A 22698-nucleotide genomic window follows, 5' to 3' on the forward strand; every position below is an offset into this window, starting at 1 on the left:
TTCTCCTTACGGTCCGAACTTTTAAATTGCGGATATTTTCTTCTAATGAAAGTTTACCATTTCTGCCCCTTTAACGAAAGGTCATTCGGAATTTGTACTAAATGTATATTTTTAAGTGATAAATTTATATTAAAAAAGCTTCCGCCCCTCTATAAACTGAGGAGCGGAAGCTTTTTTTATTCCGTTTTTTTATTCGGATTCTACTTCTTTTTCAAGCAATGGCGCTACAGGAGCATCCACTTTATTCACTACAAGTTCTCCGCCAACTTCATCAATGTTGAGCGAATCACCCTTTTGGATATTTCCTCTCAACAATTCCTCGGAGAGACGGTCTTCAATATGCTTCTGAATCGCACGACGTAATGGACGTGCACCAAAGGCTGGGTCGTAACCTTCCTTAGCCAGGAAAGCCTTCGCCGCATCCGTGAGTACGAAATCAACATCATATTCACGCAGCCGCTTGCGCAGCTCATCAGACATCAATGTAACGATTTCAGCAATATGCTTCTCATCGAGGGAATGGAAGACGATGATTTCGTCAATCCGGTTCAAGAACTCAGGACGGAAGCTCTTCTTAAGCTCTTCCATAACCTTGCCCTTCATATTACCGTATTCTGCTCCAGCATCTTGCACAGCTGTGAATCCAAGTGTCGAATTCTTCTTGATCGCTTGTGCGCCTACGTTAGAAGTCAGAATAATTAATGTATTACGGAAATCGACTACCCGTCCTTTAGAGTCAGTTAAACGACCATCTTCAAGAACTTGCAGCAGAATGTTGAATACTTCTGGGTGCGCTTTTTCAATTTCATCAAGCAGCACTACAGAATAAGGTTTACGGCGTACCTTCTCGGTTAATTGGCCACCTTCTTCATAGCCAACATATCCAGGAGGGGCTCCGACTAAGCGGGACGTGGAGTGCTTCTCCATGTATTCCGACATATCAATACGAATGACCGCATTCTCATCGCCGAACATGGCTTCAGCCAATGCACGAGCCAACTCAGTTTTACCTACACCAGTAGGACCGAGGAAGATAAAGGAACCCATTGGACGTTTCGGATCTTTAAGACCCGCACGCGCACGGCGTAGTGCCCGGCTAACTGCCTTAACAGCTTCGTCCTGACCGATCACTCGCTCATGCAGTAAAGCCTCCATGTTAAGTAGACGGTCGGTCTCCTCTTCCTTCAGCTTGCTTACAGGTATACCCGTCCAGCTAGCTACAACCTGTGCGATGTCTTCAGGTGTAACCTCTGAATCCGTGCGACCCTGTTTTTCTTTCCATTGATTCTTAGTCGTATCAAGCTCTTCACGGATTTTTTGCTCTGTATCACGCAAGGCCGCCGCTTTTTCAAACTCTTGACTCTGCACTGCGGAATCCTTCTCCTTACGGATATCATCCAAGCGCATTTCAAGTTCCTTCAGATTTGGCGGGATGGTGTAAGAGTGAAGCCTTACTTTAGATCCTGCTTCATCGATAAGGTCAATCGCTTTATCTGGCAGGAAACGATCCGGGATGTAACGATCGGACAACTTCACTGCTTCCACTATAGCTTCATCCGTAATCTTCACACGGTGATGCGCTTCATAACGATCGCGAAGTCCGAACAGAATTTGGACCGCTTCTTCTGGAGATGGCTGATCCACCGTAATCGGTTGGAAACGACGCTCCAACGCAGCATCTTTTTCAATATATTTACGATATTCGTCAAGCGTAGTCGCACCAATGCACTGAAGTTCTCCACGGGCTAAAGCCGGCTTCAGAATGTTAGATGCGTCAATCGCACCTTCCGCGCCACCAGCACCGATCAGTGTATGAAGCTCATCGATAAAGAGCACGATATTACCTGCTTGGCGAATCTCATCCATAATTTTCTTGAGGCGGTCTTCAAACTCACCGCGATATTTTGTTCCAGCCACTACTGAGCCCATGTCGAGCGTCATGACGCGTTTGTCGCGAAGTGTTTCTGGGATTTCATTATTGATAATCTTTTGTGCAAGTCCTTCAGCGATAGCTGTTTTACCAACACCAGGTTCACCGATCAGTACCGGGTTATTCTTAGTCCGGCGACTCAGTACCTGAATAACACGTTCAATTTCCTTACTACGGCCGATAACTGGGTCTAGATTACCTTCCTTAGCATAAGCGGTCAAATCGCGCGCAAGACCATCCAGGGTCGGTGTGCTGACGTTAGCCGGAGTCCCGCTATGACTAGAGGCAGCCTCGCTGCTTCCCAGGAGCTGAAGAACTTGTTGACGAGCTTTGTTCAAGCTGATGCCGAGGTTATTAAGCACACGAGCCGCGACACCTTCCCCTTCACGGATAAGTCCAAGCAAAATATGCTCAGTGCCAACATACGTATGACCCAATTTGCGGGCTTCGTCCATCGACAGCTCAATCACTTTTTTAGCGCGAGGAGTATAAGCAATGTTCGTAGGCTGTTCTTGACCTCTGCCAATCAGTGTCTCCACTTCGTCCTGGATTTTTTCAAGACCTAGCCCTAAAGCTATTAATGCCTTAGCAGCAATGCCGTCTCCTTCACGAATAAGTCCGAGCAAAATATGTTCTGTACCAATATTGTTGTGTCCTAAACGAACAGCTTCTTCCTGCGCCAGCGCTAGCACTTTTTGTGCGCGTTCCGTAAATCTTCCAAACATCATATCTCCTGCACCTCCATGAATAATAAATATCTATATTAATGTTGTGTTCCCAGTGTTTCTCGGAGCAGTTTTGCCCGATACATATCTCGTTCAGTAGCGTTCAGCTCATCGCCGAACATCTTTTGCAGAAATCCTGGCTGTGTCTTAACGTTAAGTTCATTAAGCACTGAAATCGAAAGACCTTCCAGAATGCCAAGGTCAACCCCAAGTCTCACATCAGATAGGCGTTGAGCAGATTCTTTAAGCTCCATAAGAGCTGCATAACATAAAATTCCGTAAGAACGCTTCACTCGGTCTGTTATTCTCAGGGCGGAATCAACAAGCAACCGTTCACGTGCATTTCGCTCATGCTCAATAATCTGGGTAACTACACTGTGAAGGTTCTCTATAATTTCACTTTCCGTTTGACCGAGGGTGATTTGATTAGAAATTTGAAAGATGTTCCCTACTGCTTCGCTACCCTCACCGTAAATTCCTCTTACAGTCAATCCCACTTGGTTCACTGCAGACAAGATGCGATTAATCTGATGAGTCATTACAAGCGCTGGTAGATGCAGCATTACCGAGGCACGAAGCCCAGTACCAACATTGGTGGGACAACTAGTCAAATATCCTCTTTTATCATCAAAAGCGTAATTAACAGCTGCCTCGAATATGTCATCGATCGCCGTCGCACGTTCCCATGCTTCTCTAACCTGAAGACCAGGAAACAGACACTGGATTCGCAGATGGTCCTCTTCGTTAATCATGATGCTGACCGACTCATCTTCATTTAATAAGACAGCCGCACTGCGCGAATCATTAGCCAAGTTAGGACTGATTAGATGCTTCTCAACCAGTACCTTTTTGTCCAGTTCATTCACTTCATCAAGCTTTAGGAGTTGAAAAGATCCGAAATCTGCAGCTGCTTCCTCATGAAACACAGGAGCCAGTAGCTCTAATACTTCTTCCGATTGCTCTAAGGAAGCCAGCATTGGGAACGGAAGATGCTCTAGATTACGGGCAATACGCATACGACTGCTAATTACAATCTCAGAATGACTACCTCCAGAACGCATCCAATCACTAAGCGCTTGTTCAGTAAATCGGAGACTTGACATGTCATATCCCCCCTATATATCAAAGACTTTACTCTTGTGCTATTTCTTTTTCAAGTTTACGAATCTGATCTCGCAGCTCCGCTGCTTTCTCGAATTCTTCTTGTGTAATACTTTGCTGTAATTCCTGCTTGAGTTCATCAATTTGGCGTCTAAACACAATCTGAGCTCCTGCACGTTTCGGAATCTTACCTACATGTGAAGTACTGCCATGCACTCGCTTAAAAAGCGGGTCCAGTGCACTGTTAAAATATTCATAACAGGAGCTACAGCCAAAACGGCCTAATTTGCTAAACTGGGAGTACGTCATCCCACAATTCTCACATTGCAGACTCTGCGTAGTCTTCGTTGCAGCCGACTTCTCCTTGCCGGCACCTTCAAGATCAAGCAGACCTGAGAGCAGACTGTGGATAGAGAATCCTCCAGCCGTTCCGGGAATGAGTTCACCCTTCTCCCGTGCACAGCTCTCGCAGATATGAAACTCCGTCTTCTCTCCATTCACGATCTTAGTGAAGTGGAGTGTTGCCGGCTTGACGCCACATTCCTGGCATTGCATAAGCGTAAGCCCCTCCCTTATGGTTGACAATTATTTGCCTAACAAAGAGATTAACATCGCCTTCATAATCTTGGCACGAATCTCATCCCGGTATGGAATCTTAACCGTTAGGCATTCCCGAGAAACAGCAGCGCGCATAAGGCACGCTTCACGCTTACTTAGAAAACCAGCTTCCTCCAGCTGATAAATCAGCCCTTCAGCAGCGTTCTGATCAATCCCGCCACCTATAGTATGGTTTAAATGGGCATGCAGTGCCACGTTAGGTGGTAATTCAAAACGTTGAATACGAATATATCCCCCGCCACCACGCTTACTTTCCACCACATAACCTTTTTCCAGAGTAAAGCGTGTACTGATGACATAGTTGATCTGTGACGGTACGCATGAGAACTGGTCCGCCAGGTCATTTCGCTGGATTTCCACCGTACCTTCGGGACTTTCATGCAAAATATTCTTCAGATATTGTTCGATAATATCAGAGATATTGCGCATCACTCATCCTCCAGTGCTTAAATCTTTATAATACCGATTGCAACTTGCATTCATAATGACAATGGTCTTTAATTGAACTTAAACATTTGTGGATAATCCCACGTGTTCAGAAGATCGGATAGATGTCATTATGCTTCGTTGACTTTGACTTTCTTTGACTTTTTAATATTATAACATATTCTGTGCTAATTCCAAGTGGATTCTCTTATTTTTCACTTTTTTCAGCGAATGTATTCGGAAATAAAGAACTCTCCCAACTTCTTTCGAAGGGGAGAGCCTAATTTTTGTCAAGTATAAACGCCTTCGGTATCCTTATTAGGGCGATAAGCGTTTATGCGAGAAATATAAGGATAATGTATAGCGTGAAACTTATACTTTCTTATATTTTAAAAATGATCAAATAAAGCTGTCTGTGCTTGTGGAATAATTTCTTCAAACCATTCCAGTGCTGCTGCGTGGCCAGAGACACTTCCATAACGAGTCATCTCTGTTGGTCGTTTGTATCCAAGCATCAAGGCCGTCAAAGTACCTATATCACAGCTCAGGTCTGCTTCCGCCCGTTCCCCTTCTACTCTTATCAAAGTAGCCGAGCCCTCATTAGAGATATTCCATGCCCATAACCCATGATTCCAAGGTGCAAACTTATCTTCGATATATATTAGATGCTTCTTTTGACTACTATTTCCTCTGAAGGCGTAAGTTTCAATGAATGACTTGGCATTAACAATCCGCCCCATAAAATAAGGATAATTCTCTTGTCCTATACGTGGATCTGGCAGCAAGAAAGGTAACATGTCATCCGAAGGCACCAGCTTTAAGGATGCACCGGTCACCATCGAATCATGGTTCGCAAGAAATGTCCACAGCCCCTGCCGAGCTTGTTCATTCAAAAAAACAAATTCATCAATGACCAGTTCTCTGTTCTCTACCTTATACAGCACATATCCCTCTGGTTCACCACTCTTGGAGTAAAATACTGCACTCTTTCCTTCATCATCTAAAACAGAGTTCTCCCACCAGTCCAAATCGCGCTTGAGTGTCCCGTTATAACTGACAGCGAATCGATTGTATAGGCTATCCAATACTTCGATATCTTTGATGTCCCGTTTAACCTTGCCCTCAACTTCAACCTTTTTGGGAAACTTCGCTACTGGAATAGAGTATTTCTTATATTCACAATAAACCTCCCAGCCAAATTTACGATAAAACGGAATCAAGAACGGGTGTAGAAAAGAGAGCGTTTGACCTGCCTCATTCATCGTATGCAGCGCATGAGACAAAAGATTTGCCACATGTCCTTGTCTGCGGTTCTCGGGCCATGTAGCCACTCCTGCTATACCACCCATAGGTACCACTCTGCCCTGTATGTAGACTTGGAAAGGTATAATCGTCAATTTAGCTTCCAATGTTCCGTCCTCAAAAGCACCCCATACCTGTTCAGCCTTGAATCTTTCCTTAGCACTTGCCCTTTTTTCACTAGGAAGCTTGTACTGAAAAGCATATTCTGACAAGTTCATGCTTGCATCGAATTCTTCTGAACGTAACTGTCTTATTACCACAAACTCACCTCATCCTTTATAAAATTACTTTTAGGATAAGTATAACAAGAGCGTCAATTGTGCGCTAATCTATTACATTATTTATAACTTTATTTTAGTTATCCACAGCTCTATGCAGTTTTAAAAATAGTCTTGAAATCTTGTCACATCCAAGTTAAAATAGTTATCCACTTATCAATAGCTCTATCCACATAATCCCGGTTATATCCACAGCAACCCGTGTATTACTTAGGTTTTCTGTTGACAGATCCATATAATTATGCATTTAATCCACACTATTTAGAGATTATTTCTCTTTCAATCATCTATCCACATGTGCGTAACTTTTCTGCAAATCCAAATGTTTATCCACAAGTTTTCCACAGCCTATAATAGACGCAAAAAAGCCACTGTCGATTACTCAACAGTGGTCTAATTGTGCTTGGCAACGTCCTACTCTCCCAGGACCCTTCGGTCCAAGTACCATCGGCGCTGGAGGGCTTAACGGTCGTGTTCGGGATGGGTACGCGTGGAACCCCTCCGCTATCGCCACCAAACATGCGTCTGTGAAACAGACGCTGCCGCGTGAAATTTCGTTCATCACCAGAAGTGAGAATGAATTTCTAAGCGTGTTACAGGCTTGATGCCTGAAAACTGAATCCGAATTGAATTTGCATTTTAAGTATAGGATAAGCCCTCGACCGATTAGTATTGGTCAGCTCCATGCATTACTGCACTTCCACCTCCAACCTATCTACCTCGTCGTCTTCAAGGGGTCTTACTAATTGGGAAATCTCATCTTGAGGGGGGCTTCACGCTTAGATGCTTTCAGCGCTTATCCCGTCCGTACGTAGCTACCCAGCCATGCTTCTGGCGAAACAACTGGTGCACCAGCGGTACGTCCATCCCGGTCCTCTCGTACTAAGGACAGCTCCTCTCAAATTTCCTGCGCCCACGACAGATAGGGACCGAACTGTCTCACGACGTTCTGAACCCAGCTCGCGTACCGCTTTAATGGGCGAACAGCCCAACCCTTGGGACCTACTTCAGCCCCAGGATGCGATGAGCCGACATCGAGGTGCCAAACCTCCCCGTCGATGTGGACTCTTGGGGGAGATAAGCCTGTTATCCCCAGGGTAGCTTTTATCCGTTGAGCGATGGCCCTTCCATGCGGTACCACCGGATCACTAAGTCCGACTTTCGTCCCTGCTCGACTTGTAGGTCTCGCAGTCAAGCTCCCTTATGCCTTTGCACTCTTCGAATGATTTCCAACCATTCTGAGGGAACCTTGGAACGCCTCCGTTACTCTTTAGGAGGCGACCGCCCCAGTCAAACTGCCCGCCTGACACGGTCCCCGTACCCGGTAAGGGTACTAGGTTAGAACCTAGATACGATCAGGGTGGTATCCCAACGGCGCCTCCACCGAAGCTTGCGCTCCGATTTCTACGGCTCCCACCTATCCTGTACAGATCGTACCCAAATTCAATATCAAGCTGCAGTAAAGCTCCATGGGGTCTTTCCGTCTTGTCGCGGGTAACCTGCATCTTCACAGGTATTAAAATTTCACCGGATCTCTCGTTGAGACAGCGCCCAAGTCGTTACGCCATTCGTGCGGGTCAGAATTTACCTGACAAGGAATTTCGCTACCTTAGGACCGTTATAGTTACGGCCGCCGTTTACTGGGGCTTCGGTTCATAGCTTCGGGTTACCCCTAACCACTCCCCTTAACCTTCCAGCACCGGGCAGGCGTCAGCCCGTATACTTCGCCTTGCGGCTTCGCACAGACCTGTGTTTTTGCTAAACAGTCGCTTGGGCCTTTTCACTGCGGCCCCCTCGTGCTATTCACACTACCGGGGCACCCCTTCTCCCGAAGTTACGGGGTCATTTTGCCGAGTTCCTTAACGAGAGTTCTTCCGCGCGCCTTAGAATTCTCTTCTCGCCTACCTGTGTCGGTTTGCGGTACGGGCACCTTCTCCTGGCTAGAGGCTTTTCTTGGCAGTGTGAGATCATGACCTTCGCTACTGTAATTTTCGCTCCCCATCACAGCCCAGCCTTAATGATGTGCGGATTTGCCTACACATCAGCCTCACTGCTTAGACGGACATATCCATCAGTCCGCGTCACTACCCTCCTGCGTCACCCCATCGCTCATAGCGGATTACGGTGGTACAGTAATTTCAAACTGTTGTCCTTCGACTACGCCTTTCGGCCTCGCCTTAGGTCCCGACTTACCCTGAGCGGACGAGCCTTCCTCAGGAAACCTTGGGCTTTCGGCGGATCAGATTCTCACTGATCTTTTCGTTACTCATACCGGCATTCTCACTTGTATGCTGTCCAGCGCTCCTTACGGTACACCTTCAACCCACATACAACGCTCCCCTACCCCAGATACATACGTATCTAGCCATAGCTTCGGTGGTGTGTTTAGCCCCGTTACATTTTCGGCGCAGAGTCACTCGACCAGTGAGCTATTACGCACTCTTTCAATGGTGGCTGCTTCTAAGCCAACATCCTGGTTGTCTGTGCAACTCCACATCCTTTCCCACTTAACACACACTTGGGGACCTTAGCTGATGGTCTGGGCTGTTTCCCTTTTGACAATGGATCTTAGCACTCACTGTCTGACTCCCGGCAATAAGTATATGGCATTCGGAGTTTGACTGAGCTTGGTAATCCTTGCGGACCCCGCACCCAATCAGTGCTCTACCTCCACTACTCTTATACCGAGGCTAGCCCTAAAGCTATTTCGGGGAGAACCAGCTATCTCCGAGTTCGATTGGAATTTCTCCGCTACCCCCACCTCATCCCCGCATTTTTCAACATGCGTGGGTTCGGGCCTCCAGTGCGTGTTACCGCACCTTCACCCTGGACAGGGGTAGATCACACGGTTTCGGGTCTACGTCCACATACTAAATCGCCCTATTCAGACTCGCTTTCGCTGCGGCTCCGTCTTCTCGACTTAACCTTGCATGTTAAACGTAACTCGCCGGTTCATTCTACAAAAGGCACGCCATCACCCATAGATCGGGCTCTGACTTTTTGTAAGCACACGGTTTCAGGTTCTATTTCACTCCCCTTCCGGGGTGCTTTTCACCTTTCCCTCACGGTACTGTTTCACTATCGGTCGCCAGGTAGTATTTAGCCTTAGCAGATGGTCCTGCTGGATTCATACGGGGTTTCACGTGCCCCGCACTACTCGGGATCCGTCTCGGAGAGAACACAGTTTAGGCTACAGGGCTTTTACCTCTATCGCGGGCCTTTCCAGACCTCTTCGCCTACCATATTCCTTTGTAACTCCATGTGAGACGTCCCACAACCCCTAAGAGCAAGCTCTTAGGTTTAGGCTGTTCCGCGTTCGCTCGCCGCTACTGACGGAATCACTATTGTTTTCTCTTCCTCAGGGTACTTAGATGTTTCAGTTCCCCTGGTCTGCCTCTACATCTCCTATGTGTTCAGAGATGAGTAACTGCGAATTACCACAGCTGGGTTTCCCCATTCGGACACCCCCGGATCAAAGCTTGCTTACAGCTCCCCGAGGCAGTTTCGTTGTTCGCCACGTCCTTCGTCGGCTCCTGGCGCCTAGGCATCCTCCGTGTGCTCTTATTAGCTTAACCTTCGCTCCGATGTTTCGCTTGTTCGCACAATTGAAAATCTTCGCTTCCAGCTAATAACTAACGTACTTGTTTACACAAGTTTTAGCTAAAAGATGTTCTAAAACGCAAATTCGTTTCGGTATCCAGTTTTCAAGGATCAAGTTTAAAAATATTCTAGACATAACAAATAGATGAAGTTTGTTGGTGGAGCCAAGCGGGATCGAACCGCTGACCTCCTGCTTGCAAGGCAGGCGCTCTCCCAGCTGAGCTATGGCCCCGCAAATTCCATCAAAACCGAACAAATGGATACGCGTTAAATGATTTTGGAAGTTTAACTTCCGATTTGAATGTCTTCATTGCAGAAGACGATTCTCCATAGAAAGGAGGTGATCCAGCCGCACCTTCCGATACGGCTACCTTGTTACGACTTCACCCCAATCATCTACCCCACCTTCGGCGGCTGGCTCCCTTGCGGGTTACCCCACCGACTTCGGGTGTTGTAAACTCTCGTGGTGTGACGGGCGGTGTGTACAAGACCCGGGAACGTATTCACCGCGGCATGCTGATCCGCGATTACTAGCAATTCCGACTTCATGCAGGCGAGTTGCAGCCTGCAATCCGAACTGAGACCGGCTTTGATGGGATTGGCTTCACCTCGCGGTTTCGCTTCCCGTTGTACCGGCCATTGTAGTACGTGTGTAGCCCAGGTCATAAGGGGCATGATGATTTGACGTCATCCCCACCTTCCTCCGGTTTGTCACCGGCAGTCACTCTAGAGTGCCCAACATTACTTGCTGGCAACTAAAGTTAAGGGTTGCGCTCGTTGCGGGACTTAACCCAACATCTCACGACACGAGCTGACGACAACCATGCACCACCTGTCTCCTCTGTCCCGAAGGCCGCCACTATCTCTAGTGGATTCAGAGGGATGTCAAGACCTGGTAAGGTTCTTCGCGTTGCTTCGAATTAAACCACATACTCCACTGCTTGTGCGGGTCCCCGTCAATTCCTTTGAGTTTCAGTCTTGCGACCGTACTCCCCAGGCGGAGTGCTTACTGTGTTAACTTCGGCACCAAGGGTATCGAAACCCCTAACACCTAGCACTCATCGTTTACGGCGTGGACTACCAGGGTATCTAATCCTGTTTGCTCCCCACGCTTTCGCGCCTCAGCGTCAGTTACAGCCCAGAAAGTCGCCTTCGCCACTGGTGTTCCTCCACATATCTACGCATTTCACCGCTACACGTGGAATTCCACTTTCCTCTTCTGTACTCAAGTCACCCAGTTTCCAGTGCGACCTCAGGTTGAGCCCAAGGTTTAAACACCAGACTTAAATGACCGCCTGCGCGCGCTTTACGCCCAATAATTCCGGACAACGCTTGCCCCCTACGTATTACCGCGGCTGCTGGCACGTAGTTAGCCGGGGCTTTCTTCTCAGGTACCGTCACTCCGATAGCAGTTACTCTACCGGACGTTCTTCCCTGGCAACAGAGCTTTACGATCCGAAAACCTTCATCACTCACGCGGCGTTGCTCCGTCAGACTTTCGTCCATTGCGGAAGATTCCCTACTGCTGCCTCCCGTAGGAGTCTGGGCCGTGTCTCAGTCCCAGTGTGGCCGTTCACCCTCTCAGGTCGGCTACGCATCGTCGCCTTGGTGGGCCGTTACCCCACCAACTAGCTAATGCGCCGCAGGCCCATCCCTCAGTGACAGATTGCTCCGTCTTTCATTCTTTCTTCAGGAGAAAAAAGAAATTATCCGGTATTAGCTACCGTTTCCGGTAGTTATCCCAGTCTAAGGGGCAGGTTGCCTACGTGTTACTCACCCGTCCGCCGCTGAGTTATTTTGAAAGCAAGCTTTCAAAATAACTCCGCTCGACTTGCATGTATTAGGCACGCCGCCAGCGTTCGTCCTGAGCCAGGATCAAACTCTCCAATTAGTATTGAAAAGAGCGATATGCTCATTTTGAAACTGACGATTCATTAAATGAATCTTTTTTTTAAAAATTAACGCGTTCCATTTGTTCAGTTTTCAAAGAACTTGCTCCCAGCATTTCGACATTAAATGTCTCTTGCACAGGAATTTGAGTATATCATGTTTTCGTATTTCTTGTCAACTTATTTTTTCATCGTTTGTGTTTCATTTGTTCGATGCGTCATAAGCACAAGAGATAATATACCATGCTGTTCTTATGTTTGCAAGCTTTTTTTGAAATAAAAATAATCTACGAATAAATACTTTCAAACTAGCACAAACCAACACAAATTGATTCCAATAATCCTTAATTTATGGCTAAATAGAATTTATCGTAATCCCATATATTAACTTCTAATAATACGTATGAGAGGAGTCTAAATGAAAAACAATCCATCTAGTGCCGCGACCCAAACAAACACCAAGGACAAGGAGCAGCGTAATCTGCAACAAGCAACAATCTATAAGATTTTGCTGGCTGTCAGCTTTGTTCATTTATTTAACGATTCTATTCAGGCAGTCATCCCTGCAATCTTTCCTATTCTCAAAGATAACTTAATGCTCTCCTTCGCTCAGATCGGGTGGATCTCCTTTGCTTTAAACATGACGTCCTCAGTTATCCAACCAGTCATTGGGTATGCAGCAGATCGTAAGCCACGTCCTATATTGTTACCACTGGGTATGTGCAGCACATTTCTAGGCGTACTTTTATTGGCTTATGCCAACAACTATATCCTTGTATTGTTTTCCGTCATGCTAATCGGTTTCGGATCTGCTACCTTTCATCCCGAAGGCATGCGTGTTGCTCATATGGCTGCCGGTCAGCGGAAAGGTCTTTCACAATCTATTTTTCAAGTCGGCGGCAATGCTGGACAATCTTTAGGACCAATGCTCACGAAATGGATATTCATTCCCTTTGGGCAGATCGGCGCTCTTGGCTTCACTATCGTTGCGGCTGCCGGAATTGCCGTCCAGACCTATGTCGCTCGCTGGTATCGAGAGATGCTGGATGCGGGATATACGTTTCATAAAAAATCAACAGCTCGTGCAATCGATCCTGCCCGACGCAAAAGTATTCGAACGGCAACAATCATCCTCGTTTTCCTAGTTTTTGTAAGATCTTGGTACGGCGCTTCTATCGGCAGTTACTACGCTTTCTATTTAATGGACAAATATCAAATGACGCTTGATAAGGCCCAAATCTATATTTTTATGTATCTGGCAGCTGGAGCTGTCGGTACATTCTTTGGAGGCCCACTGGCAGACCGCTTCGGACGGCGTAATCTCATTCTTCTCTCTATGGTCGGAACAGTGCCCTTCGCACTGGCTCTACCCTTCGTGAACCAAATGTGGGCAGCTATACTCTTACTGATTGGCGGCTTCATCCTTTTGTCCAGCTTCTCTGTTACTGTAATCTATGCTCAGATGCTTTATCCAGGCAATATCGGAACAGTTTCAGGGTTAATCACTGGTCTTGCTTTTGGGCTCGGAGGAATTGGCTCCTTGGTACTCGGCAATCTGATTGACAGCATTGGAATTTCAAAAGTATTTATAGCTTGTGGATTCCTACCTCTTTTGGGTTTCCTTGCTCTCCTGCTTCCTAGAGACGAGAAACTAGAAGAATGGGCCGCTCAATAAACATCAGTAACATCAGTAACCACTTAACGCCTTACTCATGACTGTAGAAAATAGAGCGGCAGCCTTCCCGCTGCCCTCTGTCATATAATTATCCTTATTTGTACGATCAAACCCCATCCACACTGCAGCTGTCCATTCCGAAGTATAACCAACAAACCACAAATCCCGGTTAGCTTTCTTGCTTACGCCTGGCAGATCCAATTGGGTTGTTCCGGTTTTCCCCGCTACAGGCCTGTTCATTTGCGCTTTTTTGCCCGTTCCTTCATTGACAACATTACGTAGCATCATCGTCATTGCCTCTGTGGTTCGTTGCGATATTACCTGCCGTGATTCGGAGAGATGTGAATACACAACCTTCCCTTTTGAATCCATTATCGTGCGTACCATATGAGCCTCATTGAATTTACCTCCATTAGCAAAGACACCATAGGCTTGTGTCATTTTAAGTGGCGATACCCCATTATGAAGCCCTCCTAAAGCTATTGATAAATGGTTATCCTCCTCTGTCAGTACAATTCCTAATTTGGCTGCAAATTGCCGTGCAGAAGAGATTCCAACCTGCTTCAAAAGCCAAACAGCTGGCGCATTCACGGATTTTTGCAGCGCTCTACTCATTGTGATTTGACCTTGATACACACCGTTCAAATTCTCAGGTACATAGTTTCCATAAGCGTATTTGCGATCAGAAAGTATGCTATTCGGGCTAAACTTCCCGCTCTCTAGCGCGGGTCCATAATCAATGATCGGCTTGAAGCTGGAGCCTGGCTGCCGCGCATCAATTGTAGCTCTGTTCAAGCTCCCCTCATTTTGTTCACGCCCACCAATTAGTGCCACCACTTCACCTGTACGATGATCCATTATGGTCATAGCTGCTTCTACCTGCTGATCTTTTCCGTCAGGCGGGAAAGAAGAACCCTTTAGAAAAGCCTGCTCTAGCGCCTGCTGTGCTTTAATGTTCAACCCTGTAACGATAGTGTAGCCACCCGTTCGAAGCTCCTCCACAGACTTCCCAGTGATCTGAGCCGCTTCCTTAAGCGTAGCGTCCACATAATGCACACCAATGACTTCTACTTTGTTCGCAGCGGGAGGTTGATACTTTTTATCTCTGGCCTCAAGCATTTGTTCTTTAGTAATCAGTCCTTGATCTAACATAATCTGTAGAACGAGATTCCTTCTTGTTTTGGATAATGTACTATTGTCTACCGGATTATAAATAGATGGTCCTTTAGGGATTCCTGCCAAGGTGGCGATTTGCCATATTTCTAGTTTTTTCAAATCGGATACGCCGAAGTAACGCTCCGCAGCTGCCTTTACTCCATATTGTCCACGCCCCATGTAAATCTGATTGAGGTAAAGCCCTAGAATCTCTCGTTTTGATAACTGCCTCTCCAATGCAAGAGCAATGGATGCTTCGTTTAGCTTACGTATGACATTCTTGTTCCTGTTCAAATAAAGATTGCGAGCTAGCTGCTGAGTAATACTACTCCCGCCCTCAGAGAGATCCATATCCACAATATTATTTAGAAAAGCGCGAGAAATTCCTTTATAATCTAATCCCTGGTGGCTATAAAAGCGTCGGTCCTCCACCGCTAAAAACGTATTTATCAATAATGCAGGCATTTCCTCCAGCTCCACTGAATGTCTATACCCCGAGCCCGGTAAAGGGATCATTCGTAATGTCGTCCCGTCCGAGGTCTTAATGATGCTCGATTCCGGCAGCTGAAGTTTATCCTCTTGCTGTTTAACCACTTGCCCGCCGTATTGAAATACGTAAAGCAAACCCACGAGCGCTAATATTATTCCAATGATACTCCCATCAAATAATAAATACCCTAGACGGAGTATCCGGGTACGCACGATCCATCTGCCATCCTTGCCTGAATGGGCTACACTTTGTTTTTTTTCGGTAACGGTATTCATGATTCTATAATCAGGTACTCTAAGAACCGCTCCATACTACGGGCTTCAACACTCGCTGCTTCAAGAAGTGCTTGGGCTTCCATCCCATCATCCGTGTTGTCAGCCTCCTCTACCTCACGGAGAGCACGGAGAATTGCCCGAGTTCTTATCAATAAAGCTACAGCTGGTGTATCCTGCATCTTTTCTGTTGCTACGCCTCTATTCGGAACTTCAATTCTTTGCATGCGATTCAGGTTAGCGGCGATTTGGCCTAATTCTCCTCCAGAGAGGACCTTGATTTCTTTTGTTACTCCCTTGTCTGCTAACTCTGAGCTTCCAATCAGTACCGTGTGCAAATCATCGGCAATTTTCTGTGAACGGAGAATAAATAACCCACTGAAGAATAGAACAAATAGAATTATGACGCTAGGGATTGTTCCAATATGATTAATGGTCCAATGGATAAGACGAACAAAAAAGACGCCTGACTTCCCCGAATAATGAGAATACAGCAAAGCAACAGCCCGCTGGACAGCAAAAAGAAAGGCAGCACTCAAAAGAGCACTCCCTATAAAAATATAAAGATAATGGATGCGAACCGTCCGAAGTTTGTGCATAGTCATTCCCTCCTTGTGCTCACAAGGATATCTTCCAAATCTTAAGAACCCGCCAAGAGTTTTCTTAAGATTCTATGAAGAATGGGAAATAGGTGATAAAATCCGTCCGAAGCGGGGAGCTTTCTACATAAATAACGCCATTGTGGCGTTCGACGATACTTTTGGAAATGGCAAGACCTAGGCCTGAACCGCCTGTATGCTGTGAACGAGACTTCTCTGCTCGATAGAATCGTTCAAAAATAAACGGAATATCGCTCTCTGCAATCATCTCTCCAAAATTGCTAATGCGGACAACCGCTTCATTTCCCCTTTTACTGAAACCAATCTCCACTTTCCCGCCGCTTCTACCGTAACGGATCGCGTTCGTAATCAAATTTTCATAAGCACGAACTAATTCTTTAGGGGATGCCTCTATCCACAACTCACCAGCTTGGTCATCGATCTCATAGGTCATTTCAGCCTTTGTTAGTTCGGGAACTGACTCCTCCGCTAGCTGCCGTATAAATGCTTTTAAATCTAATCGCTCCATAACCAGAGGGTATTCCCCACTATTTACGCGTGTATATTCAAAAAGATCGTCGATCAGTTTACGCAGCACAAGGGATTTGTTGTAGGCTATGCTCACGTAATATCGTATTTCTACTTCTTCCTGGCATCGATCTTGCTCGATATATTCCAGAAAACCGAGGACAGAGGTAAGGGGGGTTCGTAAATCGTGGGAGACACCTGTGATCAAGTCATTTTTTGCATTCACTGCTTTACGTTCCTCTTCCATGGAGTGCTGCAAACGTTCAGCCATTTCATTAATATTCTCAGCCAGCACTCCCAGCTCGTCCGTGGTTCTGACTTCAATTCGGTGCGACATCCCGGAGCTTGTGATTTCCCGAATTCCTTTGGTGATCTCCTCCAGATACAGTACTACTTTATGAGTATAGATAAAAAAGAACAGTAAAAAGCTGATAATACCAGCTGCGGTCAGCAGTGGCATAGAACCAATATGATTAATGATCCAGCGTAAGATACGTGAATAGGGAGCCGACTCTGACGCTGGATTCAGATAGATCATGAAATTAACGAGCTGGTAACCTGCAAACAGCAGTAATCCACCGGAAAGCACACTAAGCAAAAAGGCGTATATAAACTTCCAACGAATCGTAGTTATATATTTTGAATTCAAGAAGCCTCACCTAATCCTTTCAGGAAGGTCCATCTAATTTATAGCCAACTCCCCAGACGGTTTGTATATAACGGGGGCGCTTCGAATCCACTTCGATTTTATCGCGGAGGTTACGAATATGTACCATAACAGTATTACCCCCATCTAAAAATGGTTCGTTCCACACCTTATCGTATATCTGCTCTAAGCTGAGCACTTGACCTTGGTGCCTTGCCAAAAGTTCTAAAATAGAAAATTCCCGGGGGGTCAGCTTAATCTTCTGCTGGTCTATATGTACCTCATGCTTAGACGTATCTATAGTTAAATCTTCAAAGCTCAGTTTGCTGTCATTCCCTAGGCTATTACTATCTTTATTGAAAGCGTGATAACGACGCAGCTGTGACTTAACTCGTGCCACAATCTCCAAAGGATTAAACGGCTTGCCCACGTAGTCGTCCGCTCCTATGCTAAGTCCTGAGATTTTGTCCATATCCGTATTTTTGGCTGAAAGGATGATAATTGGCATCTTCCGCTCTTCACGGATCTTCATACATGCAGCTAATCCATCCATCTTAGGCATCATGACATCAAGAATAATCAGATCTACTTCTTCCTTCTGCAGACACGCCAGTGCCTCCATCCCATCATAAGCTTTAAGCAGGCGATAGCCCTCATTACAGAGGTATATCGATAACAGCTCTACAATTTCCTTCTCATCATCTACTAACAATATCGTTTCTCTCTTCACAGGAGGGGGTTCCTTTCAAATATAGTAATAATTATCTTTAGCTTCTATATTAGCAGATCCATTGAACGTTTTTCCTCGAAAATAGAAACATGTACTTAAAATCGAACGACAATAAGTAGGTTACGCAAAAAAAGGGTACCCGCTCCACTCGTACTTAAACGAAATGGAACTGGTACCCTTTTAGAATTTAGTAAAAATATGCTTACATCTCCAGCAGTCGAATCAGCTCAGCCTCATCCTCGATGACCTGAATGCCCAGCTGCTGTGCTTTGGCCAGTTTACTACCTGCCTTCTCACCGGCAATAACCAAATCCGTCTTCTTAGATACACTTCCAGACACCTTCGCTCCGAGTGCTTCCAGACGTTCGGCGGCTTCGTCACGTGTAAGCTTTTGTAATGAACCGGTCAACACTACCGTTTTTCCGCTAAAGAAGGAATCCGTGCTAACAGGGCGTGCGGCCTCAGGAGCTTTTGCTTCAACCCCAAGCGCCCGCAACCGAGCAACATTCGCCACAACTATAGGATCTGCGAAGAAGTTAACAATACTCTCGGCGACAATCCCGCCAATGTCTGGCAACTCGGCAAGTTCTTCCGCTTTAGCCTGCATCACAGCATCCAGATCGCGGAAATGATCAGCCAGCATCTTAGTTGTTGCTTTACCTGTGTTAGGGATTCCTAACGCAAAGAGGAATGAGGCGAGATCGCGACCTTTGCTATCCTCTAACGCTTGCAGCAAATTCTGTGCTTTTTTCTCCCCGAAACGGTTCAGCTGTACAAGCTGCTCAAAGGACAACTCATACAGATCCGCAGAGTCATGAACATTAAGCTCGTCGTAGAGCTGACCTGCTGTCTTCTCACTAAACGTCTCAATATCCATCGCATCACGCGAAGCGAAATGAGTGATCCGACTAATAATTTGCGGTCTACAGTTCAGCTTATTATTACAGAAAAGATGCGCACCACGCATTTCTAGCGGAAATCCACAAGCCGGGCAATCCTCAGGGAAAATAATTTCTCCTCCGTCATTCTCTTCTGTTACCTTGCCGAGAATTTCCGGGATAACATCATTAGAACGCCGAATAAACACTCGTGAGCCTAAGGCGAATTTCAAGTTTTTGCGCTCAATATCGCCCACATTATTTAATGTGCAATTCTGCACGGTAACTCCAGCAAGCTCTACGGCTTCAACACGAGCTAAAGGAGTCACTTTACCTGTACGTCCTACATTCCAGCTAACAGACTCAAGCACGGTCGTTGTTTCTTCAGCTTCAAATTTATAAGCCACTGCCCAGCGAGGGAACTTGTCAGTGTAACCAAGAACTTCACGAATACGGAAATCCGTTACCTTGATCACCGCTCCATCAATGAGGTAATCAAGACTTGAACGACTCTCCTCGATTCCAGCAAGCTGCTCAGTCACATCATCGAAATCATTACAGTAAGTCAGATAAGGATTAACTTTGAATTTATTATTCCGTAGAAAATCCATCATCTCCTGATGATCGGCGAACTCTACACCTTCGCCAAAACCTACATTATAGAAATATGCATTCAAACGACGTTCTGCAGTAGTCTTCGGGTTTAGATTGCGCAGTGCTCCTGCCGCCGCATTACGCGCATTCTTAAGTGGCTCTGCAGCCCGGGTATTATAATCAGCGAGCACAGATAGATTCATAATCCCTTCGCCCTGTACTTCAATGACCCCTTCTTTAAAAGGAATCGTTAATGGAACAGACTTAATGGTCTTCACCTGAGCAAATATTCCTTCACCAATGACACCATTACCACGCGTCGATGCCTGTTCGAGAACACCATTACGATAGGTTAGATTCAGCGTCAAGCCATCAAACTTCAGTTCTACTGCATAACAAGGATCAGGTAGAGGGTTGCCTGGGTTCTTAAGATTGTACTCATTCACTAAGCGAAGTACCCGCGTATTCCAGCTCCGCAGCTGTTCAATATTCTGTGCTTTATCGAGACTCCAAAGCGGAGCCAGATGCCGATGCGGCGTGAAGCCCTTAAGCAGCTCTCCACCTACACGTTGTGTAGGTGAATCTGGTAGTACGAAGCCACTCTCAGCCTCCAGTGCTACAAGCTTGTCGTATAAAACATCATATTCCTTATCGCTGACTAGCGGAGCATCCAGCGTGTAATAGTGGTAATTATAATTATTTAACTCCGCAACAAGCTCTTCCATCACATGCATAGCATCCATGCAGGTACATCCCTCCGTCAATAAGTTTCCTAATGATTAGCGTGGTCTAAATATCCGTTCGTTAATCGTTTCCTACTATTATTCCACCCTGGTAATCGGTGCAAACCCTGCAAGCAGTCGTTTTACACCCACTGGTGCCGGAAAAGCAATTTGCAGCTCCGTATCATTCCCAGTGCCCTTCACAGCTACAACGGTGCCAGTACCCCATTTGCCATGCGAAACCTTATCACCCGCTTTGTATTCGCCAGCTGCTGCAGCCCCTGCTCCAGTAGCGCGCTGTGCGCCTCCGGAGGTTACTGTCACGCTGCTCTTGCTTGTCGCTGCGGACGCTGTGCTTCCGCTGCCAATCGGCGCCGCACCAGCAGCTCCACTTCGGCCGCCGAAGTTCCCACGACTGCCGCCACTGAAGCCGCGTCCGCCGTAAGCACCGCCTACCTCCGAGCCTCCGCGTTGGAAGCGGTCCTGTGTCTTCGCGGTATCTTCCTTCAACTCCTCCGGAATCTCTTCAATGAAGCGGGACGGCTGATTCGCCGTCGTCCGCCCAAAGAGCGTACGCATCCGCGCGCAAGAGAGAAACAATTGTTTCTCGGCGCGGGTGATCCCTACATATGCAAGCCGGCGTTCCTCTTCGAGCTCATCGTTGTCTTGGAAGGCTCGGCTGTGCGGGAACACGCCTTCTTCCATCCCGACGATAAATACTGTTGGGAACTCCAGACCCTTGGCGCTGTGCATCGTCATCAGGACTACAGCGTCACTACGGTCCTCTTCATCATCATTCACACTATCAATATCTGCGATAAGTGCAAGATCCGTGAGGAAGGAGACAAGCGACTTGTCCTCGTTATTCTTTTCAAACTCCATCGTCACGGACAAGAACTCATCGATATTCTCTAAGCGCGAGCGTGATTCGAGTGTGTTTTCATTTTGCAGCTCCAAACGGTACTGCGACATCTCCAGTATTTTTTCCGTCAGTTCGGTTACGGACAAGAACTCCACCATACGGTGCAGAGCTTCAATCATATCGTAGAACTCTACTAGCATATTCCGCGTCCGTCCGGCAAAGCCCAAATCATCTACAGTTTGCAGTACGCGGAAAATAGAAACACCACGCTCACCAGCCGCAGCTGCCAGCTTGCCAACCGTTGTATCCCCTAATCCCCGCTTAGGTACATTAATAATACGCGTCAGGCTGATATCATCATCAGGGTTAGACAACAGGCGTAAATAAGCGAGCAGATCTTTGATTTCTTTACGATCATAGAACTTAATCCCGCCTACGATTTGATACGGAATATCAGATTTAATTAGAATTTCCTCGATTACCCGTGACTGGGCATTCGTACGATACAGTATCGCATGATTCTGGTAGGCTTGACCCTGTTTCACATTTTTGCTGATTTCTCCGGTTACAAAGTAACCTTCATCATGCTCGGAGTCCGCCCGGTACACCTTAATCTTGGCGCCTTCCTCGGAATCGGTCCACAACTTCTTCGGCTTACGTCCACTATTGAGTGCGATCACACCATTGGCTGCATTCAGGATATTAGCAGTTGAACGGTAGTTCTGCTCTAGAAGAATGGTTTTCGCTTCTGGATAGTCCTCTTCAAAATTAAGAATGTTCGTAATATCTGCTCCGCGCCAACGATAAATCGACTGATCACTATCCCCTACCACACAAATCCGGTGGTGGCTGTCAGCTAACATGCGGCATAACATGTACTGCGCTCTGTTCGTATCCTGATACTCATCCACGTGGATGTATTTGAATTTCTTTTGGTAGAAATCAAGGACCTCGGGAACTTCCTTAAACAGTTCGATGGTCTTCATAATCAAATCATCAAAATCAAGCGAGTTATTGCTTCTTAGACGCCTTTGATACATCTTATATACCTTTGCAACTAAGCCTTCAAAATAATCGCCAACCTTCTGCTCATACTGCGCCGGAGTGATCAGCTCATTCTTGGATGCGCTAATGATAGCCTGCACAGCTTTTGGTTCGAATTTCTTCGTATCAATATTCAGTTCCTTCATACAGTTACGTATTACGGATAACTGATCTGTAGAGTCCAGAATGGAGAAGTTGGAGGTAAAACCAATCCGCTCAATATCCTTCCGTAAAATCCGAACACACATAGAGTGAAAGGTGGATACCCAGATATCTCTTCCCTCAGGTCCGACAAGCTTAGATACACGTTCCTGCATTTCCCGCGCGGCTTTATTCGTAAACGTAATCGCCAAAATCGCCCAAGGCGGCGCCTTTCGATTGGCAATCAGCCAGGCAATTCTATGAGTCAACACTCTCGTCTTCCCACTGCCCGCACCAGCCATAATCAAAAGTGGTCCTTCAGTAGTTTCGACAGCCTGTCTTTGTGGAGGATTCAGTCGACTTACTGCGTCTTGTATGCTAATAAGTTGCATGTGTAACATGCTCCTTTCTAAATATAAACTCACAAATCATAAGTAGTCCTAAAAATAACCACTAAGCATAAACTCCTTTGGCGTCCTTATAAGGAAGGTAA

General features: G+C 46.4%; 12 protein-coding genes, 1 tRNA gene and 3 rRNA genes. 1 reads left to right on the forward strand and 15 read right to left on the reverse strand.

The annotated features are described in order from the left end of the window. Positions 1–189: 189 nt before the first annotated feature. From clpC to MKY19_RS27685, 9 genes are all read right to left on the reverse strand, one after another. Complete coding sequence (gene clpC / locus MKY19_RS27645; RefSeq protein ID WP_042131248.1) at positions 190–2658, reverse strand: ATP-dependent protease ATP-binding subunit ClpC; 2469 nt, start codon at positions 2656–2658, stop codon at positions 190–192. Positions 2659–2693: 35 nt separating this feature from the next. Then, positions 2694–3758, reverse strand: coding sequence for a protein arginine kinase (locus MKY19_RS27650; protein WP_042131249.1), 1065 nt, complete (start codon positions 3756–3758; stop codon positions 2694–2696). Between the two features lie 28 nt (positions 3759–3786). Then, positions 3787–4311, reverse strand: a complete 525-nt coding sequence (locus tag MKY19_RS27655) for a UvrB/UvrC motif-containing protein (protein WP_042192214.1) — start codon at positions 4309–4311, stop codon at positions 3787–3789. A gap of 30 nt (positions 4312–4341) precedes the next feature. Further along, entirely contained in the window at positions 4342–4803 is a 462-nt protein-coding gene (locus MKY19_RS27660) for a CtsR family transcriptional regulator (RefSeq protein ID WP_042131251.1), read from the reverse strand. 386 nt (positions 4804–5189) lie between these two features. After that, positions 5190–6362, reverse strand: coding sequence for a GNAT family N-acetyltransferase (locus MKY19_RS27665; RefSeq protein WP_339798912.1), 1173 nt, complete (start codon positions 6360–6362; stop codon positions 5190–5192). Positions 6363–6781: 419 nt separating this feature from the next. After that, positions 6782–6898 (reverse strand): 5S ribosomal RNA (rrf, locus tag MKY19_RS27670). A gap of 128 nt (positions 6899–7026) precedes the next feature. Next, a 23S ribosomal RNA gene (locus tag MKY19_RS27675) occupies positions 7027–9955 on the reverse strand. A gap of 181 nt (positions 9956–10136) precedes the next feature. Further along, positions 10137–10212 (reverse strand) — tRNA-Ala (locus tag MKY19_RS27680). A gap of 101 nt (positions 10213–10313) precedes the next feature. Then, a 16S ribosomal RNA gene (locus MKY19_RS27685) occupies positions 10314–11871 on the reverse strand. The 16S, 23S and 5S rRNA genes sit together here with 1 tRNA gene alongside, the layout of an rRNA operon. Before the next feature lie 416 nt (positions 11872–12287). On the opposite strand from MKY19_RS27685, the gene MKY19_RS27690 reads away from it, so the two are divergent. Further along, positions 12288–13544: an MFS transporter gene (locus MKY19_RS27690; RefSeq protein ID WP_149645253.1), complete on the forward strand. Its 1257-nt coding sequence runs from the start codon at positions 12288–12290 to the stop codon at positions 13542–13544. A gap of 12 nt (positions 13545–13556) precedes the next feature. Here the strand turns inward: MKY19_RS27690 and MKY19_RS27695 are convergent, their stop codons facing one another. The 6 genes from MKY19_RS27695 to pcrA all read right to left on the reverse strand — a co-directional run bounded on the left by MKY19_RS27695 (position 13557) and on the right by pcrA (position 22597). After that, positions 13557–15464 carry a PBP1A family penicillin-binding protein gene (locus MKY19_RS27695; RefSeq protein ID WP_339798915.1) on the reverse strand — a complete coding sequence of 636 codons (1908 nt, stop codon included), beginning with the start codon at positions 15462–15464 and terminating at the stop codon, positions 13557–13559. Then, a complete protein-coding gene (locus tag MKY19_RS27700) occupies positions 15461–16060 on the reverse strand; it encodes a hypothetical protein (protein ID WP_339798918.1) in 600 nt (199 codons plus the stop codon). Before MKY19_RS27700 ends, MKY19_RS27695 begins: the two co-directional genes overlap by 4 nt. A 64-nt stretch (positions 16061–16124) precedes the next feature. Then, entirely contained in the window at positions 16125–17237 is a 1113-nt protein-coding gene (locus tag MKY19_RS27705) for a HAMP domain-containing sensor histidine kinase (RefSeq protein ID WP_339798921.1), read from the reverse strand. Positions 17238–17256: 19 nt separating this feature from the next. Next, positions 17257–17964 carry a response regulator transcription factor gene (locus MKY19_RS27710; protein WP_076297845.1) on the reverse strand — a complete coding sequence of 236 codons (708 nt, stop codon included), beginning with the start codon at positions 17962–17964 and terminating at the stop codon, positions 17257–17259. Positions 17965–18166: 202 nt separating this feature from the next. Further along, positions 18167–20179, reverse strand: a complete 2013-nt coding sequence (gene ligA / locus MKY19_RS27715) for an NAD-dependent DNA ligase LigA (RefSeq protein WP_339798924.1) — start codon at positions 20177–20179, stop codon at positions 18167–18169. 78 nt (positions 20180–20257) lie between these two features. Then, positions 20258–22597 carry a DNA helicase PcrA gene (pcrA, locus tag MKY19_RS27720; protein ID WP_339243652.1) on the reverse strand — a complete coding sequence of 780 codons (2340 nt, stop codon included), beginning with the start codon at positions 22595–22597 and terminating at the stop codon, positions 20258–20260. Between the last annotated feature and the right edge of the window lie 101 nt (positions 22598–22698).

The sequence above is a fragment of the Paenibacillus sp. FSL R5-0744 genome (genome assembly GCF_037972555.1).
Lineage (GTDB): Bacteria > Bacillota > Bacilli > Paenibacillales > Paenibacillaceae > Paenibacillus_AQ.

Bases quoted from the DNA above. Each gene is read 5' to 3' on its own strand.
- clpC (WP_042131248.1), bottom strand. From the start codon at position 2,658: ATGATGTTTGGAAGATTTACGGAACGCGCACAAAAAGTGCTAGCGCTG.
- MKY19_RS27650 (WP_042131249.1), bottom strand. From the start codon at position 3,758: ATGTCAAGTCTCCGATTTACTGAACAAGCGCTTAGTGATTGGATGCGT.
- MKY19_RS27655 (WP_042192214.1), bottom strand. From the start codon at position 4,311: ATGCAATGCCAGGAATGTGGCGTCAAGCCGGCAACACTCCACTTCACT.
- MKY19_RS27660 (WP_042131251.1), bottom strand. From the start codon at position 4,803: ATGCGCAATATCTCTGATATTATCGAACAATATCTGAAGAATATTTTG.
- MKY19_RS27690 (WP_149645253.1), top strand. From the start codon at position 12,288: ATGAAAAACAATCCATCTAGTGCCGCGACCCAAACAAACACCAAGGAC.
- MKY19_RS27695 (WP_339798915.1), bottom strand. From the start codon at position 15,464: ATGAATACCGTTACCGAAAAAAAACAAAGTGTAGCCCATTCAGGCAAG.
- MKY19_RS27700 (WP_339798918.1), bottom strand. From the start codon at position 16,060: ATGCACAAACTTCGGACGGTTCGCATCCATTATCTTTATATTTTTATA.
- ligA (WP_339798924.1), bottom strand. From the start codon at position 20,179: ATGGATGCTATGCATGTGATGGAAGAGCTTGTTGCGGAGTTAAATAAT.
- pcrA (WP_339243652.1), bottom strand. From the start codon at position 22,597: ATGCAACTTATTAGCATACAAGACGCAGTAAGTCGACTGAATCCTCCA.